The organism is Pseudomonas sp. GZD-222 (genome assembly GCF_049310525.1).
Lineage (GTDB): Bacteria > Pseudomonadota > Gammaproteobacteria > Pseudomonadales > Pseudomonadaceae > Aquipseudomonas.
In genome coordinates this window covers 1-16,915 of record NZ_JBMOWO010000142.1, presented here as the reverse complement: position 1 = coordinate 16,915, position 16,915 = coordinate 1, and the positions used below count along the sequence as shown (strand labels likewise).

Below are 16,915 nucleotides of genomic sequence, written 5' to 3'. Positions count from 1 at the left end.
CCGCTCGCTATTGTCTCTATAGTCTACCTCTACCGAGACCTTCGCTTATGGGTTTGCCCCGACGCTTGTGTCATGATGATCCGACCGCTGGTAAGCCGCCCAAATCCTCATTATGAATAGATCCTACGCGTTGTTCCTTGCCTTTGCCCTGCTCCAGGGCTGTCAGACCCTGGCCCCCGATTCGACGGACACCCAGGCGCCTGCCGTCGATGCCGCGCAGCAGCCGGAAAAGCCTGTGGTCTATGGATCGTTCAGCCAGGAAACCGTCTTCAACCTGTTGAGCGCGGAGCTTGCCGGCCAGCGCAATCGCTTCGACATTGCCCTGGACAACTATGTCAGTGAAGCGATCAAAACCCAGGATCCTGGTGTTTCCGAGCGCGCCTACCGCATTGCCGAGTACCTGGGCGCTGATCAACCCGCGCTGGATACCGCGCTGATCTGGGCGAAAAACGACCCGGACAACCTCGACGCCCAACGCGCTGCGGCCATCCAGCTGGCCCGGGCTGGCCGCTACGATGACTCCATGGTCTATATGGAGAAAGTGCTACAAGGCAAAGGCGACACTCATTTCGACTTTTTGGCGCTGTCGGCCGCTGAAACCGACCAGGACACCCGCGATGGCTTGCAGAAGAGCTTCGATCGCCTGCTGAAAAAATACCCTGACAACGGTCAGCTGGTGTTCGGCAAGGCCTTGCTGCTGCAACAGGATGGCAACTCCAATGCGGCGTTGACCCTGCTTGAGGAGCATCCGCCAGAAGAAGGCGAGATCGCCCCGGTGCTGTTGCGCTCGCGCCTGCTGCAAAGCGTCGGCCGTGGCGAAGAAGCCCTGCCGCTGCTGCAGAAAACCATCCGCCAGTACCCAGACGACAAGCGTCTGCGCCTGACCTATGCCCGTACCCTGGTGGAACAGGATCGCCTGGACGACGCCAAGATCGAGTTTTCCAGCCTGGTCGAGCAGTACCCGGATGACGATGAACTGCGTTATTCCCTGGCCCTCATTTGCCTGGAAACCAAAAACTGGGACGAAGCCGCCGGCTATCTGCAAGAGCTGATCGAGCGCGACAGCCACGTCGACTCGGCGCACCTGAACCTGGGCCGCATCCATGAAGAACGTAACCAGCCGCAAGCAGCCCTGGACGAGTACGCCCAGGTCGGCCCAGGCAACGATTACCTGCCGGCGCAACTGCGCCAGGCCGATATCCTCGTTGCCAATGGCCGCAGCAGCGAAGCCTCGCGGCGCCTGGCACTGGCCCGCGACACCCAGCCCGACTATGCCATCCAGCTGTACCTGATCGAGGCCGAGGCCCTGGGCAACAACGACAAGGATGCACAGGCCCTGCAAGTGCTGGAACAAGCACTGAAGCAATACCCCGACGACAACAACCTGTTGTACACCCGCGCCATGCTGGCGGAAAAGCGCAACGACCTGGCCCAGATGGAAAAGGATTTGCGCAGCATCATCGCCCGCGAACCGGAAAACGCCATGGCCCTCAACGCCCTGGGCTACACCCTGGCCGATCGCACCACCCGCTATGCCGAAGCCAAGGCATTGATCGACAAGGCCCATCAGATCAATCCGGACGATCCCGCGGTGCTCGACAGCCTGGGCTGGGTCAACTACCGCATGGGCAATCTCGACGAAGCCGAGCGCCTGCTGCGCCAGGCCCTGGAGCGTTTTCCCGACCATGAAGTCGCCGCCCACCTGGGTGAAGTACTCTGGTCCAATGGTAAGCGCCGCGAAGCACGGCAGATCTGGGCCAAAGCCTTCGAAGCCCAACCTGACAGCCCTATCCTGCGCAAGACCGTCTTGCGCCTGACCGGATCCGAGACTCTTTAAGCCTATGTTTTTGCGCCACTGCATCACTTTCAGCCTGATCGCCCTGCTCGCCGGCTGTGCCGGCTTCGGTTCCCGCGAGGCCCTTCAGGGCCAGGGCAGCCCACAACTGTGGCGCGAACACAAACAACAGCTGAGCACCCTGGACGGCTGGCAGATCAACGGCAAGGTCGGCATCCGCGCGCCCAAAGACTCCGGCAGCGGCACGTTGTTCTGGCTGCAACGCCAGGACTATTACGACATTCGCCTGTCCGGCCCGCTGGGTCGTGGCGCTGCACGCCTGACCGGCCGCCCGGGCGGTGTCGTCCTCGAGGTTGCCAACCAGGGCCGTTTCGAGGCGAAAAGCCCGGAAGCCCTGCTGGAAGAACAGCTCGGCTGGGAGCTGCCGGTATCGCACCTGGTCTGGTGGGTACGTGGCCTGCCCGCACCGGACAGCAAGAGCCAGTTGACCCTGGGCAGCGACAGTCGCCTGGCCAGCCTCAAGCAGGATGGCTGGGATGTGCAGTACCTGAGCTATACCGAACAGAACGGCTACTGGTTGCCCGAGCGCCTCAAGCTGCACGGGCAAAATATCGACGTGACCCTGGTGGTCAAGGACTGGCAACCGCGCCAGCTGGGGCACTGATATGACCCGGTTGACCCTGCCGGCCCCGGCCAAACTCAATCTGATGCTGCACATTCTTGGTCGCCGCGCCGATGGCTACCATCTGCTGGAAACGCTCTTCCAGTTTCTCGACTACGGCGATGAGCTGTCGTTTGCCGTGCGCGAAGACGGCGAAATCCGCCTGCACAGCGACATCGAAGGCGTTCCCCATGACAGCAACCTGATCGTCAAGGCCGCACTTAAACTGCAGGCCCTGACCGGCTGCAGTAAAGGGGCCGATATCTGGCTGAAAAAAATCCTGCCCATGGGCGGCGGCATCGGTGGCGGCAGCTCGGATGCCGCGACCACCCTGCTCGGCCTCAACCATTTGTGGCAGCTTGAATGCAGCGAAGATCAGCTGGCTGAACTGGGCCTGAGCCTGGGCGCAGACGTGCCGGTATTCGTCCGTGGCCATGCGGCTTTCGCCGAAGGTGTCGGTGAAATTCTCACCCCCGCGGACCCGGAAGAACCCTGGTATGTCGTACTGGTTCCGCAAGTATTTGTTAGTACAGCAGAAATTTTTTCACATCCGCAGTTGACACGTGATTCCTTGCCCCTTAAGATGCGCCCCGTTCCCAAGGGAAACAGTCGAAATGACTGCCAACCGGTGGTAGAGCAGAGTTACCCAGAAGTACGTAACTCACTGAGTTTGCTAAGCAAATTCACGGACGCTAGACTTACCGGAACTGGAAGTTGTGTGTTTGGGGCCTTCCCAAGCAAAGCTGAAGCTGATAAAGTTTTGGCCCTTCTTGCAGATACCCAATCAGGATTTGTAGCAAAAGGAAGCAACGTTTCGATGTTGCATCGCAAGCTGCAAAGTCTGCTCTAGGAATCGAGTACCACGTACTCGCAGCAACAGATACAGGGGCGTCGCCAAGCGGTAAGGCAGCAGGTTTTGATCCTGCCATGCGTTGGTTCGAATCCAGCCGCCCCTGCCATTTTCCTATACTCATCCAGGTATACCCTCAGCCTTCAGGTACTGCGCGTGTCCAAGATGATGGTCTTTACGGGGAACGCTAACCCCGATCTGGCTCGGCGTGTCGTACGTCAGCTGCATATCCCTCTCGGTGACGTCTCTGTCGGTAAGTTCTCCGACGGCGAAATCAGCACTGAGATCAATGAAAATGTTCGCGGTAAAGACGTTTTCATTATTCAGCCGACTTGCGCGCCAACCAACGATAATCTGATGGAACTGGTAGTGATGGCTGATGCCTTCCGCCGCTCCTCAGCGTCTCGAATCACAGCCGTGATTCCTTACTTCGGATATGCCCGCCAGGATCGCCGTCCGCGTTCGGCGCGTGTAGCAATCAGCGCCAAAGTCGTTGCTGACATGCTCACCGTCGTGGGTATCGACCGTGTTCTCACTGTCGATCTGCACGCTGACCAAATCCAGGGTTTCTTCGATATTCCGGTAGATAACATCTACGGCTCCCCCGTTCTGGTGGATGACATCGAAGACCAGCGTTTCGAGAACCTCATGATCGTGTCCCCGGACATCGGCGGCGTCGTGCGTGCACGTGCTGTTGCCAAGTCCCTGGGTGTCGATCTGGGTATCATCGACAAACGCCGTGAAAAGGCTAATCACTCCGAAGTGATGCATATCATCGGCGACGTCGAAGGACGTACCTGTATTCTCGTCGACGACATGGTCGACACCGCCGGCACCCTGTGCCATGCGGCCAAGGCCCTGAAAGAACACGGCGCTGCCAAGGTTTACGCCTACTGCACGCACCCTGTCCTGTCGGGTCGGGCGATCGAGAATATCGAGAACTCCGTGCTGGACGAGCTGGTGGTGACCAACACCATCCCGCTGTCCGCTGCCGCACAAGCCTGTGCGCGTATCCGTCAACTGGATATCGCACCGGTTGTTGCTGAGGCGGTTCGCCGCATCAGCAATGAAGAATCGATCAGCGCGATGTTCCGCTGAGGGTTTTTCCCTCGCGAGCCTCTCGTTGACGAAAAGCGCCCCGCCCCAACACCTGTTGTTGGGGCGGGGCTTTTTTGCCCACCCCGTTTGGCGCTGGTCGCAAACGCCTGCGGGAGATGGCTATTTTGGAGATACAAAATGACTGATTTCATCCTGAACGCCCAAGCGCGTACCGACCTGGGGAAAGGTGCGAGCCGCCGCCTGCGTCGTCTCGCCTCTTCCGTTCCTGCTGTAGTTTACGGCGGTGACAAAGAGCCAGTTTCGATCACCATGCTGGCTAAAGAAGTTGCCAAGCTGTTCGAAAACGAAGCTGCTTTCAGCCACGTTATCGAGCTGAACATCGACGGCAAGAAAGAAAACGTCGTTGTTAAAGCCATGCAACGTCACCCAGCCAAGCAGTTCATCATGCACGCTGACTTCGTCCGCGTTGTTGCTGGCCAGAAACTGACCGCCAAAGTACCTGTGCACTTCATCAACGAAGAAGCTCCGGTCAAGAAAGGCGGCGAAATCTCCCACGTTGTGGGCGATATCGAAGTTTCCTGCGAAGCCAAAGACCTGCCTGAGTTCATCGAAGTCGACCTGGCCAACGCCGAAGTCGGCGCGATCATCCACCTGTCGGACCTCAAAGCTCCGAAAGGCGTTGAATTCGTCGCTCTGGCTCACGGTAACGACCTGGCTGTTGCCAACGTTCACGCTCCGCGTGTTGCGCCTGAAGCTGCAGAAGGCGCTGCTGAGTAATCTCAGCACGCCGGCGTTGATCGGGTTACAGTGCCCCGCACTGTAACCCCCAACTCCAAGGAAGAGCCCCTGACGTGACCGCCATCCAACTGATCGTCGGCCTGGGAAACCCTGGCCCCGAATACGAACAGACCCGGCATAACGCAGGGGCTCTTTTCGTAGAACGCATTGCCAGCGCACAGCGTGTCAATCTGACTGCTGACCGCAAGTATTTCGGCCTGACGGCTAAATTCAGCCATCAGGGCAAAGACGTTCGTCTACTGATTCCGACCACCTACATGAACCGTAGCGGCCAAGCCGTTGCTGCACTGGCGAACTTTTTCCGCATCCCGCCAGATGCCATCCTGGTGGCCCACGACGAACTCGACCTGCCCCCCGGCGTCGCCAAGCTCAAGAAAGGCGGCGGCCATGGTGGGCACAACGGCCTGCGCGACATCATTGCGCAGCTCGGCAACAATCAAGACTTTCACCGTCTGCGGCTTGGCATTGGCCACCCCGGTGACAGCAGCAGGGTCTCCGGTTTTGTCCTCGGCAAGGCGCCACGCGCCGAACAGGAAAAGCTGGACGCCAGTATCGATTTTGCCCTCGGCGTGCTGCCGGACATCCTCGCCGGCGATTGGACGCGCGCGATGAGAGAGCTGCACAGCCAGAAGGCCTGACTCTTTGAAGAGGGATTTACCATGGGTTTCAATTGCGGCATCGTCGGTTTGCCCAACGTCGGCAAGTCCACCCTGTTCAACGCCTTGACCAAATCCGGCATCGCGGCAGAGAACTTCCCCTTCTGCACTATCGAGCCGAACAGTGGCATCGTGCCGATGCCTGATGCGCGCCTGGATGCCCTGGCGGCCATCGTCAAGCCGAACCGCGTGCTGCCGACCACCATGGAATTCGTCGACATCGCCGGCCTGGTAGCCGGTGCCTCGAAAGGTGAAGGCCTGGGCAACAAGTTCCTGGCCAACATCCGCGAAACCGACGCCATCGCCCACGTCGTGCGCTGCTTCGAAGACGAGAACGTGATTCACGTCTCCAACAGCGTCGACCCCAAGCGCGACATCGAGATCATCGACCTGGAACTGATCTTCGCCGACCTCGACAGCTGCGAGAAGCAACTGCAAAAGGTCGCGCGTAACGCCAAAGGCGGTGACAAGGACGCCCTGGCTCAGAAAGCCGTTCTGGAAAAACTGATCCCGCACTTCACTGAAGGCAAGCCTGCGCGCAGCCTGATGAAGAGCATGGGCGACGATGAGAAGGCACTGATCCGTGGCTTCCACCTGCTGACCAGCAAGCCGGTCATGTACATCGCCAACGTTGCCGAAGATGGCTTCGACAACAACCCGCACCTGGACGTGGTCCGCGCCATCGCCGAAGAAGAAGGCGCTGTCGTGGTACCGGTGTGCAACAAGATCGAAGCGGAAATCGCCGAGCTCGACGAAGGCGAAGAGAAGGACATGTTCCTCGAGGCCCTGGGCCTCGAAGAGCCTGGTCTGAACCGCGTGATCCGTGCCGGTTACGGCCTGCTCAATCTGCAGACCTACTTCACCGCAGGCGTGCAGGAAGTTCGCGCCTGGACCGTACGCGTCGGCGCCACCGCTCCTCAGGCGGCCGGTGTGATCCACACCGACTTCGAGAAAGGCTTCATCCGTGCCGAAGTGGTCGCCTATGACGACTTCATCCAGTACAAGGGTGAAGGCGGCGCGAAAGAAGCCGGTAAATGGCGTCTGGAAGGCAAAGACTACATCGTCAAAGACGGTGACGTGATGCACTTCCGCTTCAACGTCTGACGGCTTCCGTGGAATTTCACGGCGTTTGATGAATCTGAAAAACCCCCGCGATCACTCGGTGATCCGGGGGTTTTGCGTATTCGGCATTCTAGCGTTGATGGTCATGGCAGATTCAGGTGTTCCCACAAAGCACGGCTCACCGTGTTGTCCTTGTTTTTTTCGCCAAACAGTAAACGACCGATGCTCAGGCCCAACTGACGGTAACTTTCGAACTGGGCCTCATCGAAGAATTGATCAGCGGTGGTCTGGTTCGGGAATGTTTCATTGGCCAGGGCAAAGTTGAGGACATCAGGCGTCAGCGAGGCAATCATCCGTGGCTTGAGCACTAGAATCCGGCACTCCGGCGTCGGAGGGTTGGCCTCATTGTTCAAGTCGATCACCTCGAGTAGTAACGCGCACTTCTGGCTGCCCTCGGCGAGCGGCTTCTGGAAATCGCTGATACTGCCGAATACATGTTTTAAAACATCGTGATCTTGAATACTGGGGTCTTCGCGAATCTCCAATCGCTGGTCGATCCTGGCCAGTCGCACCAGGTTGGTCAGGTCATCGAATTGGTAAGAGGGATCGCAACCACAATCACATACCACGATCAGTTCGACATCACGCTCACGACGGACCAGCTCGTAGGCGGCGGTGTTTTCAAAATGTCCGCCATCGGAAAGGTACTGCAAGTCACGGCGATAGCCGTGGAAATGGGCGGTGAACTCGTAGAACAGGTAGGACTGTGTCGGGAATAGACGCACCCATCTATCGTCCTTGCGCTCGTAGTGGTTATTACCTGTATCGAGAAACTGGCTGGGCCACCAGACGCCCAGGCGTACATTGGCGAGGCCCAGGGCCAAGGACAATCCCAGGCTGGTGGTACGTCCCAAGCCGGTGCTGAAAGCGGCACCAGAGGCCCCTACCCACTGCCCGAGCGTGAGGGGTAGCATGATTTCCGAGGATTGGTGAGGGTTCGAATCGCGTTGGTAGATCACGCCATCAAGCATAAAACTCGTCGACCGCCCGCCCACAGTCCAGTCATGAGGTGCGAGGCACAGCGGTTTCCCCTTGCGGTCTCGCTGTACCAATTGCTCGGCGGGGTCCACTGTCAGATTCATCGTCACATTTATAAGGTGCAGCGGGCCGGCCGTCTGCGTCCCGTAATAGGTGTCCAGATCGATGTCGTCATCCGCCAGTGGCTCGGCGACACTCATCACTTTCCCACCGTGGGTGGCAGTGAAACGCTTGCCGTTGGAGGCGCCAAGGTAAGCTCGTGTCAAACGCGACGCATAGAAGTTGTGCAGTGATGAGGTGTTAAGGAAACCAACGAACTTGCCAGCGACAACGGTCAACCCCAGAGCCAGCGCCCCCAACAGCATCAACCTGGGATTGTCCTGGGCACTCAATGCCTGGTCGCTACCATCGGTCGCGACCCACAGCACGAACAAGGCCCAGCTCAGGCTCACCACCATTGCCATTAAGGCCCCGCCAATCAGCGCCAACACATCCAACGGTAACTTCAGCATCCAGCCTGACAGTGTTTTCTCGTCCTTGAGCAGTGCCTGCCGACGCACCAACCAGATCAGTATCGGCAGCACGCCAAAACTGGCCAGGCCGAACTGCCTGAACAGCAGGCTGTAAAGTTCTTGCGCCAAGGCAGCCATGCTTGCCAGGAACAACAAGGTGACCACGGCGATGATTGCATCACTGAGATAGCGGGTAATCAGCACGCGATAATTGCGCAACGTGTTTCCCGCACTGTCCAACGCGAGCTTACGCACCAGTAACGACGTGATGAGCAGCCCTGCCCCGGCGATGATCGCAAAGCAGAAGGTTAACGCCGCCACCTTCGGCGAGTCGCCGAGGACCTTGGCGAACAGGCTCAACACAAAAAGTGTGACGGTCACCCCGAGCGTCGCCTTGGAGGACAGGTTACTGAGGACCGGTGGCCGGTCCAGACTGCCATCCGGAATGATCAACCAATAAGCCAAAGTACATGGCAGCGCCAGCAACACGAGCGCCACCAATGGCCACACAAACAGGTTAATGCCAAAAACAGTCTGCACCAGGAACAACAGCGACAGCGACAACACCATCGGCATGCCAATCACGAAATGTAGCGACAACCAATTACGCCAGGTCATCGCCAGTGCGTAGAACATGTCGCCACCACCGGTTGGCGTCAGGTAGCGCCCATTTTCCCGAAGCCAGGCGCCAGGGCCACTACCGATATGCATTTCCGGGCTGGAGTAGTCGGTCGCCGAGCTGATTTTACCCGGTGGTTCGTACTCAAATACCTTATAGGCATCCTCGGCGGCAGCCGCAGGTGACTGCGACGACTGGCCCGCTGCAGTTCCCCGCAACCGGTTGGGCAGGAACAAGCTGGAAAAAAACGAGCCGATGTAGCCGCCGCCGCTGACAGTGGAGAGATAGTCGAAACGCGCAAGCAAGGGCATATCTTCTGCTTGATCGGTGCGCCGGGCCCGGGCCAGCGCTTGTAACACACCGAGGCAGAAGGTGGCGCTGCGAATGCCGCCACCGGACAACGCCAGGCCCCAGGGCCGACCGGTCTTCGCGTCCTGCCTGTAGTCCTCAAGACCCAGTTGCTCGCGGCGTTTCTCGATGCGCTCGCGCTCCGCCTTGTACTGCTCAAGGCTCAGTTGCTCGCGGTGCTTTTCGGTACGCTCGCGCTCTGTCTTGTATTGCTCCGTCTCCTGCCCCTCTGCCATGGTCGCTTGCTCCCCCGTCAGCTCGGGCGGATGCCGAGTGAGTTGAAGTAAAGCATCGCCAGCGCGTCTTGCCAGCACGGTGCCACTAAGCAAGCTGGAGCAGAGTTATCTCCGGTTACTCGACAACCCTTAGACGATACGCCTTGCGATTGGCACTGCGGGCAAAGCACACGAACAACGCCGCCATGAGCGTCAGCGCCATCGGCAGACCATGGGGCGCAACATCCATGGCGGCGCCGCTGAGCAACGGCCCGAGCAGGCTGCCCACGCCCCACAACAGCCCGACACTGGCATTGGCGGTGACCAGGTCCTGGCCCTTGAACTGCTGACCGATCAGCACCAGCGCCAGGGTATAGACGCCACCGGCAACCGCCCCCAGCACCACCAGCGCCGGCCACAGCAGCCATTGCACCTGCAGCAACCAGGGCAAGGCCAGGCCGATCAGCATTGCCACCACGCCGCAGATCAAATGCACCCGGGTCCGTTCCGTACGGTCAGCCAGCCAGCCCAGAGGCAGTTGAAAGAGCATGTCGCCGGTGAGAATCACCGTCACCATCAAAGCCGCCACTCCTATGGCAAAGCCATGACTCGAGGCATACACCGGCATCAGCGAGAGAATCACCGCATCGAAGAACGAGAAGAACAGCACGCCCATGCACAGCGCCGGCGCCACGCGGAAAAAGCCAGCCAGGGAGAAGCTCTTGCCGCCCTCCTCGCCATGCTCGACGTGATCGTTGGGCACCGTGAGCACGATGCACACCAGCGCCAGGCCATAGCAGGCAGTGACCACCGCTGTCACCCAGACACTCTGCGCCCCGACCAGCGCCAGCATGGCCGGGCCGAGCATCTGAAAGCCGGTAAAGGCGGTGGCATACAGCGCCATGACCTTGCCGCGGTTATGCTCCTCGCTCAGCTCATTGACCCAGGACTCGCCGAGAATGATCGCGATGCCCATGCCCATACCCAGGCCCAGACGCAGCAGCGCCAGCAGGTAAATCGAGGAGAACGCCCATTCGAGCAGGCCGATACTCAAGGTGCACAGCCCGAAGCACAAGAGGTAGATATTACGTCGGCTCAGATGGCGACAGCAGGCATCGACCATGAATGCCGAGAGCATCATGCCCGCAGCCGGAATGGCCGAGAGGATGCCGATTTGCAGGGTGTTCGCCCCGGCATCGAGCAAACGCAGGGACACCAGCGGCAAGCTCGCGCCCAGACTGAAGCCCACAACCGAAACAGCGAACAACAAACCCGACAACAAACGCGTATTCATCACAACTCCAGACTCACCGACGCAGGTGCGAGATCGCACCCGCGCAGGCGCATACATGACCAAATCAAATGCACTACAGGCGAGCTCGGCCACGGCAGGACACCGGGCAAGCAGCCGCCAGGTCAGGAGGTGTGAAGGTGAGGCGAGAAGGTAAAGGCGAACAGCACACTGCGCCGACGCTTGAGCACGGTATCGCTCGGCCAGTCGCAGCCGCGGGTCAGGATGACCGGCTGAGGTGGCGCGAATGTCAGGCGCAGGTGGCTCATACGTCAGTTACACAGGAAGTAATGGGCGGCACTCTAGGAGAAGCCATGCCACCCGTCAATAGCCCGTCCTTGAGCCTTCAGCGCTTACCGGTAGAAGGCAGCAAGATCGCCAGCAGGCCAAACAGCGGCAGGTACGAGCACAGGCTGTAGACGTACTCGATGCCTTTGAGGTCGGCCAGGTAGCCAAGCAATGCCGCGCCGATGCCGCCAAAACCGAACATCAGACCGAAGAAAATCCCGGCGATCATGCCGACGTTGCCGGGCACCAGCTCCTGGGCATACACGACAATGGCCGAGAATGCCGACGCCAGAATGAAACCGATGACCACGCTCAGCACGCTGGTCCAGAACAGATCCGCGTACGGCAGCAACAGGGTGAAAGGCGCCACGCCGAGGATCGAGAACCAGATCACCGCTTTACGCCCGATACGGTCACCGATCGGTCCGCCGAAGAATGTGCCGGCAGCCACGGCGCCGAGAAACAGGAACAGATGCAACTGCGAACTGGCTACCGACAGGTCGAACTTCTCGATCAGGTAGAAGGTGTAGTAGCTGGTGAGGCTGGACATGTAGAAGTACTTGGAGAACACCAGCAGCCCCAGCACCACCAGCGCAGCGGTTACACGCCCGCGCGACAGCCCGTGGGTCGCAGCCTGACCGGCCTTGGCCTTGAACAGGTTCAGGTGCTCGCGGTACCAGCGGCTCAGGCCATAGGTCACCAGTACGGCACAGACCGCGAACAGTCCGAACCAGGCGACATTGCCCTGGCCGAACGGAATGATGATCGCCGCCGCCAGCAGCGGGCCGAAAGCCGAGCCGGCATTGCCACCGACCTGAAAGGTCGACTGCGCCAGGCCGAAGCGCCCGCCCGAGGCCAGCCGGGCAATCCGCGAGGTTTCCGGATGGAAGGTCGAAGAGCCGATGCCCACCAATGCCGCCGCCAGCAGAATCATCGGGAAGCTGCCGACGTACGCCAGCATGACGATCCCCACCAGGGTGCAGAGGGTTCCCAGCGGCAGCAGATTCGGCATCGGCTTACGGTCGGTGTAGAAGCCCACCCAAGGTTGCAGCAGCGAAGCGGTGATCTGGAAGGTCAGGGTAATCATCCCGACCTGGGCAAAACTCAGCCCGTAGTTAGCCTTGAGCATGGGATAGATCGACGGCAGCACGGCCTGGATCAGGTCGTTGATCAGGTGCGCCAGGGCGCACGCGGCAATGATGCGCATGACCAGCGGACTGCTCTGGGCAGTCGTGGCGCTTGCAGGGGAAATGGACGAGGCACTGCTTACAGCCATGACAAGGTCTTCCATCCGGTAGTTGGGATCCAATTATCCAGAATTCGTTAGCAAGCGCACTATTCTTTTCGACGAACGTTGCTTCGTGCTACTTGTTAATAATTCTCAATAACGTTAGCATTTTCTCCGTTTTCCAGCTTTTGCTTCCCGACCTTTCAGAGCACCGCGTCCGCCATGTCCAACGATCAGGACAACCGCAGCCTAACGCTGCTCTATCAGCGTCACCGTAGCGAACTGTTGGCATTTCTGACCCGCCGTGTGCGCTGCCGGGAAACCGCCCGCGACCTGCTGCAGGATGCCTTCGTGCGCCTGATGCACAGCGAGCGCGGCGAAGTCGGCAACTTGCGTGCTTTTCTCTACCGCATCGCCAACAACCTGAGCATTGATCATGCCCGGCGCAGCCAGGTACGCGGGGTCAACGACGAGCAGGCGCTGGAACAATTGCTCAACGAAACCTCACCCGAGCGCAGTGCCGTGGCCGGAAATACCCTTGACCATCTTGAACGTCTGATCGACGGACTGCCCTCGCCGACCCGCGAGGTGTTTCTGCTGGCCCGGGTCGAGCAATTGAGCTACAAGGACATCGCCGTGCGCCTGGGCCTGGACCCACGTGCAGTCGAGCGCCATTTGAACAAAGCCCTGAGCCATTGCGCAGCGGCTGCCCTACATGCCCGCAACAAGACTGACCAGCCATGACTCCATCGCCCAATTCAGCACCATCAACCGCAACCGGCGACCGCGAACAACAGGCGCTGGACTGGTTTACCCGGCTGCGCGCTGACGACCTAAGTAGCGAGGAGCGCCAGGCCTTCGAGCTTTGGCGCCTGACCCCGGAGAATGCACAGACCTTTGCCGAGGTCGAGCTGTTCTGGCAACAGCTGGAGTTGCCGGCACGCCGCCTGCACAAAATCGAACGCCGCTCTGCGCCGCGCTCCTGGGGCGGTTGGGCGGTGGCTGCGAGTATCTTGCTGATCAGCGGCCTGGTCATGCTGCAACTGCCACTGCTGCAACGCCTGAACAGCGATGTCGCCACTGCTGCCGGCGAACGGCGACAGATTCAACTGGCCGACGGCTCCAAGCTGCTGCTCGGCAGCGCCAGCGCCGTGGATGTCGACCTGCGCGGACCGGTGCGCAAGATTCGCCTGGTGCAAGGGCAAATGTTCATTGACGTCACCCACGATGGCCGCCCCTTCGTGGTCGACGTCGATGATGCACAGGTACAGGTGCTGGGCACGCGATTCTCGGTCAGCCGTGGCCGTGATCATGACGAAGTCATCCTTCTCAAGGGCAAGGTTGAAGTCAGCAGCAGTAGTGGCGACAAGCGTCTGCTGGATCCTGGTCAGCGCCTGACCCTGCGTGGCAGCCGCCTCGATCAGGTCGAGAAAGTCGATGCCGAACGCCTGCTGGCCTGGCGCGACGGCCAGCTACGGGCACGCGAGGTACCGTTGCGCCAGGTCCTGGAGCAGCTTGCCGATTATCAGGGCAGCCGTCTGCTGTACATCGACGAACAGGTCGGGCGACGCCTGGTCAGCGGCAGCTTCAACCTCGACCAGGCCGAGAGCGCCCTCGACGCTCTGGCCAGCAACCAGAACCTGCGTATCAACACGGTCGCCGGGCAGTGGATCATCGTCCGCTGACCTTAAGTGAAAATAATTGTGCGGGGATTCGGTAATTCCCGATTCTGCTGCGTCACACCTCCACATAAGAAGCATTACCATTTGTATTCTCTGGGGGAGGACACATGCAGTACCCACGCGATTTTGATTTCCCACGTCAGCCACTGGCCCGCGCCATGCTCGCAGCCACCCTGTTCTCGGCTGCGCTGGCGTTGCCTGTACAGGCAGCAGAGGTTGCCCAGACGCAGCCCCAGGCACAGCGTGTGACGTTCAGCATCAAGGCCCAGCCGCTTGCTGACGCCCTGGACCAGTTCAGCGCCCAGAGCGGCCTGCAGGTCATCTATGACGCCAGCCAGCTGGCAGGCCGCACCTCACCCGGTGTACAGGGCACGCTAAGTCCGACCCAAGCACTCGAAGCGCTCACCGCCGGCAGCAATGCACGCCTGAGCCAACCCAATGCCAGCAGCTTCGTCATCGATCTGCCGATGGACCTGGGCGGCACCCTGCAACTGGATGCCCTGAGCATTTCCGGCAAAGCGCCGGGCTCGACCACCGAAGGCACCGGGCTCTACACCACCTACTCCTCCAGCAGCTCGACGCGCCTTAACCTCACGCCGCAGGAAACCCCGCAGTCGCTGACCGTGATGACCCGCCAGCGCCTGGACGACCAGCGCCTGACCAACCTCAGCGATGCACTGGAAGCAACGCCAGGGGTCATCGTTGTTCGCGACGGCCTGGGTGCTGAAACCGACACCTACTACTCGCGCGGCTTCGTTATCCAGAACTACGAGATCGACGGTGTGCCGACCATCTCGCGGATGGATAACTACACCCAGAGCATGGCGATGTACGACCGCGTCGAAATCGTGCGTGGCGCCAGCGGTCTGATCAGCGGCATGGGCAACCCGTCAGCGACCATCAACCTGATTCGTAAACGCCCGACCGCCGAAGGTCAGGCCAGCATCACCGGTTCTGCAGGTACCTGGGACCGCTACGGCACCGGTTTCGATGTTTCCGGGCCGCTGACCGAGACGGGCAATATCCGTGGCCGCCTGGTTGCCGATTACAAAACCGAAGGGGCCTGGATTGACCGCTACAAGATGGAAAGCCAGTTGTTCTACGGCATCACCGAGTTCGACCTGAGCGAAGACACCCTGCTGACCATGGGCTTCAGCTACCAGCGCACCGACGTCGACTCACCGTTGCGTACCGGCCTGCCTACCCGCTTCAGCACCGGTGAGCGCTCAGACCTCAAGCGCTCGATCAACATGGCGCCGACCTGGTCGTACAACGACCACGAACAGACCAGCTTTTTCACCTCGGTGGAACAGCAACTGGGCAACGGCTGGAGCGGCAAGATCGAATACAGCCATTCCGAGAACAAATTCGACGAAGTGTTCGGCTTTGTCATGGGTGACCTGCAACCCGACGGCAGCGGCCTGAGCCAACTGCCGGTGCGCTTCTCCGGCACCCCGCGTCAGGACAACCTCGATGTCTATGTGACGGGCCCGTTCAGCCTGTTCAATCGCGAGCATGAGCTGATCGGCGGCGTGACCCTGTCCCGCTACAACGAAAACGTTCCGAGCTGGGGCGGCTGGCGCTACGACTACAACGCAACACCCGGTGCGGCCATCGATAACATCTTCGACTGGGACGGCAAACAGCCCAAGCCCGACTGGACCATCAGCGGCAAGTCCTCGATGGAAGAGACCCAGTACGCCGCCTACCTCACTTCGCGCCTGCACCTGACCGACGACCTCAAGCTGATCCTCGGCAGCCGGGTGATCGACTGGAAGCGCGACACCGAAGATCGCCCTTACGGTGGCGCGACCACCGAGGTCAATCGTAAAGAATCCGGCGTCTTCATCCCTTACGCCGGCGTGGTCTACGACCTCGACGAAACCTGGGCGCTGTATGCCAGCTACACCAAAATCTTCAACCCGCAGGCCTCATGGGTGACCGATGAAAACAACCGGCCACTCGATCCGATGGAAGGCATTGGCTACGAAGTCGGGGTCAAGGGCAGTCATTACGATGGCAAGCTGAACTCGAGCCTGGCGTTGTTCAAGCTTGAACAGGACAACCTGGCGATCTGGCAACACGATAATGTCTACGAGGCCAAACAGGACACCACCTCCAAAGGCCTGGAGATGGAACTAAATGGCGAGCTGGCCGACGGCTGGCAGGCGTCGGCGGGGTACGCCTATACCCTGACCACCGACAATCAGGATGAACGCATCGCCACCCTGACGCCGCGCCACAGCCTGAAGACCTTCACCAGCTACCGCCTGCCGGGCATGCTCGACAAACTGACCGTCGGCGGTGGGGTGAACTGGCAAAGCAAAACCGGCCAGGACCTGCACGGTTTCACCCAGGGCAGCTACGCGCTGGTCAACCTGATGGCGCGCTACGACATCAGCAAAAACCTCAGCGCCACCGTCAACCTCAACAACGCCTTCGACCGCGAGTACTTCTCCATGGCGTCGTCCTACGGCAACTACGGTGCTCCGCGTAACCTGATGACCACGTTCAAATACGACTTCTGAGCCGATAAACGGCTAAGCGGTTGATCGCGCGTAAAATTTTTTGAAAAGAGGTGTTGACACAACTTCGTTTCGAGCGAATAATGCGCGCCACTTGGCTACATAGCTCAGTTGGTTAGAGCATAGCATTCATAATGCTGGGGTCCGGGGTTCAAGTCCCTGTGTAGCCACCAAGTACCGAAAAAGGGCTTACCGCAAGGTAGGCCCTTTTTTTTGCTGCCTGTATTTCAGTGGTGGGAGCGGGCTTGCCCCGCGATGGCGGCCTACCTACTACACCGCATCGCGGGG

General features: G+C 59.8%; 14 protein-coding genes and 2 tRNA genes. 12 read left to right on the top strand and 4 right to left on the bottom strand.

The annotated features are described in order from the left end of the window. Positions 1-112 precede the first annotated feature (112 nt). The 8 genes from ACO6VD_RS26120 to ychF all read left to right on the top strand — a co-directional run bounded on the left by ACO6VD_RS26120 (position 113) and on the right by ychF (position 6,923). A complete protein-coding gene (locus ACO6VD_RS26120; protein ID WP_422422756.1) occupies positions 113-1,837 on the top strand; it encodes a tetratricopeptide repeat protein in 1,725 nt (574 codons plus the stop codon). Positions 1,838-1,841: 4 nt separating this feature from the next. Next, the gene (lolB, locus tag ACO6VD_RS26115) at positions 1,842-2,459 is read left to right on the top strand and encodes a lipoprotein insertase outer membrane protein LolB (protein WP_274295325.1); all 618 of its coding nucleotides are present in this window, start codon (positions 1,842-1,844) and stop codon (positions 2,457-2,459) included. A gap of 1 nt (position 2,460) precedes the next feature. Then, positions 2,461-3,306, top strand: a complete 846-nt coding sequence (gene ispE / locus ACO6VD_RS26110; RefSeq protein WP_422422755.1) for a 4-(cytidine 5'-diphospho)-2-C-methyl-D-erythritol kinase — start codon at positions 2,461-2,463, stop codon at positions 3,304-3,306. Between the two features lie 34 nt (positions 3,307-3,340). Then, a tRNA-Gln gene (locus tag ACO6VD_RS26105) sits at positions 3,341-3,415 on the top strand. A gap of 47 nt (positions 3,416-3,462) precedes the next feature. Continuing rightward, on the top strand, positions 3,463-4,404 hold the full coding sequence (locus ACO6VD_RS26100) for a ribose-phosphate pyrophosphokinase (RefSeq protein ID WP_028944092.1): 942 nt from the start codon (positions 3,463-3,465) through the stop codon (positions 4,402-4,404). Positions 4,405-4,542: 138 nt separating this feature from the next. Then, positions 4,543-5,142 carry a 50S ribosomal protein L25/general stress protein Ctc gene (locus ACO6VD_RS26095; RefSeq protein WP_400171914.1) on the top strand — a complete coding sequence of 200 codons (600 nt, stop codon included), beginning with the start codon at positions 4,543-4,545 and terminating at the stop codon, positions 5,140-5,142. Positions 5,143-5,216: 74 nt separating this feature from the next. Beyond that, positions 5,217-5,801, top strand: a complete 585-nt coding sequence (pth, locus tag ACO6VD_RS26090; RefSeq protein WP_038614756.1) for an aminoacyl-tRNA hydrolase — start codon at positions 5,217-5,219, stop codon at positions 5,799-5,801. A gap of 21 nt (positions 5,802-5,822) precedes the next feature. Then, positions 5,823-6,923, top strand: a complete 1,101-nt coding sequence (gene ychF / locus ACO6VD_RS26085) for a redox-regulated ATPase YchF (RefSeq protein ID WP_400171913.1) — start codon at positions 5,823-5,825, stop codon at positions 6,921-6,923. A 101-nt stretch (positions 6,924-7,024) separates the two neighbouring features. Here the strand turns inward: ychF and ACO6VD_RS26080 are convergent, their stop codons facing one another. The 4 genes from ACO6VD_RS26080 to ACO6VD_RS26065 form a co-directional block, all read right to left on the bottom strand. Then, positions 7,025-9,634 carry a hypothetical protein gene (locus tag ACO6VD_RS26080; RefSeq protein ID WP_422422754.1) on the bottom strand — a complete coding sequence of 870 codons (2,610 nt, stop codon included), beginning with the start codon at positions 9,632-9,634 and terminating at the stop codon, positions 7,025-7,027. A 115-nt stretch (positions 9,635-9,749) separates the two neighbouring features. After that, a complete protein-coding gene (locus ACO6VD_RS26075; RefSeq protein WP_422422753.1) occupies positions 9,750-10,907 on the bottom strand; it encodes an MFS transporter in 1,158 nt (385 codons plus the stop codon). A 122-nt stretch (positions 10,908-11,029) separates the two neighbouring features. Beyond that, positions 11,030-11,173 (bottom strand): hypothetical protein, encoded by a 144-nt coding sequence (locus tag ACO6VD_RS26070; RefSeq protein ID WP_422422752.1) that lies wholly within the window; start codon positions 11,171-11,173, stop codon positions 11,030-11,032. A gap of 77 nt (positions 11,174-11,250) precedes the next feature. After that, complete coding sequence (locus ACO6VD_RS26065) at positions 11,251-12,468, bottom strand: MFS transporter (RefSeq protein WP_422422751.1); 1,218 nt, start codon at positions 12,466-12,468, stop codon at positions 11,251-11,253. A gap of 174 nt (positions 12,469-12,642) precedes the next feature. On the opposite strand from ACO6VD_RS26065, the gene ACO6VD_RS26060 reads away from it, so the two are divergent. The 4 genes from ACO6VD_RS26060 (at position 12,643) to ACO6VD_RS26045 (ending at position 16,800) form a co-directional block, all read left to right on the top strand. Continuing rightward, positions 12,643-13,164, top strand: coding sequence for an RNA polymerase sigma factor (locus ACO6VD_RS26060; RefSeq protein WP_422422750.1), 522 nt, complete (start codon positions 12,643-12,645; stop codon positions 13,162-13,164). Continuing rightward, the gene (locus ACO6VD_RS26055) at positions 13,161-14,105 is read left to right on the top strand and encodes a FecR family protein (RefSeq protein WP_422422749.1); all 945 of its coding nucleotides are present in this window, start codon (positions 13,161-13,163) and stop codon (positions 14,103-14,105) included. Before ACO6VD_RS26060 ends, ACO6VD_RS26055 begins: the two co-directional genes overlap by 4 nt. A gap of 104 nt (positions 14,106-14,209) precedes the next feature. After that, complete coding sequence (locus ACO6VD_RS26050) at positions 14,210-16,630, top strand: TonB-dependent siderophore receptor (protein WP_422422748.1); 2,421 nt, start codon at positions 14,210-14,212, stop codon at positions 16,628-16,630. A 93-nt stretch (positions 16,631-16,723) separates the two neighbouring features. Continuing rightward, positions 16,724-16,800 (top strand) — tRNA-Met (locus ACO6VD_RS26045). Positions 16,801-16,915 lie beyond the last annotated feature (115 nt).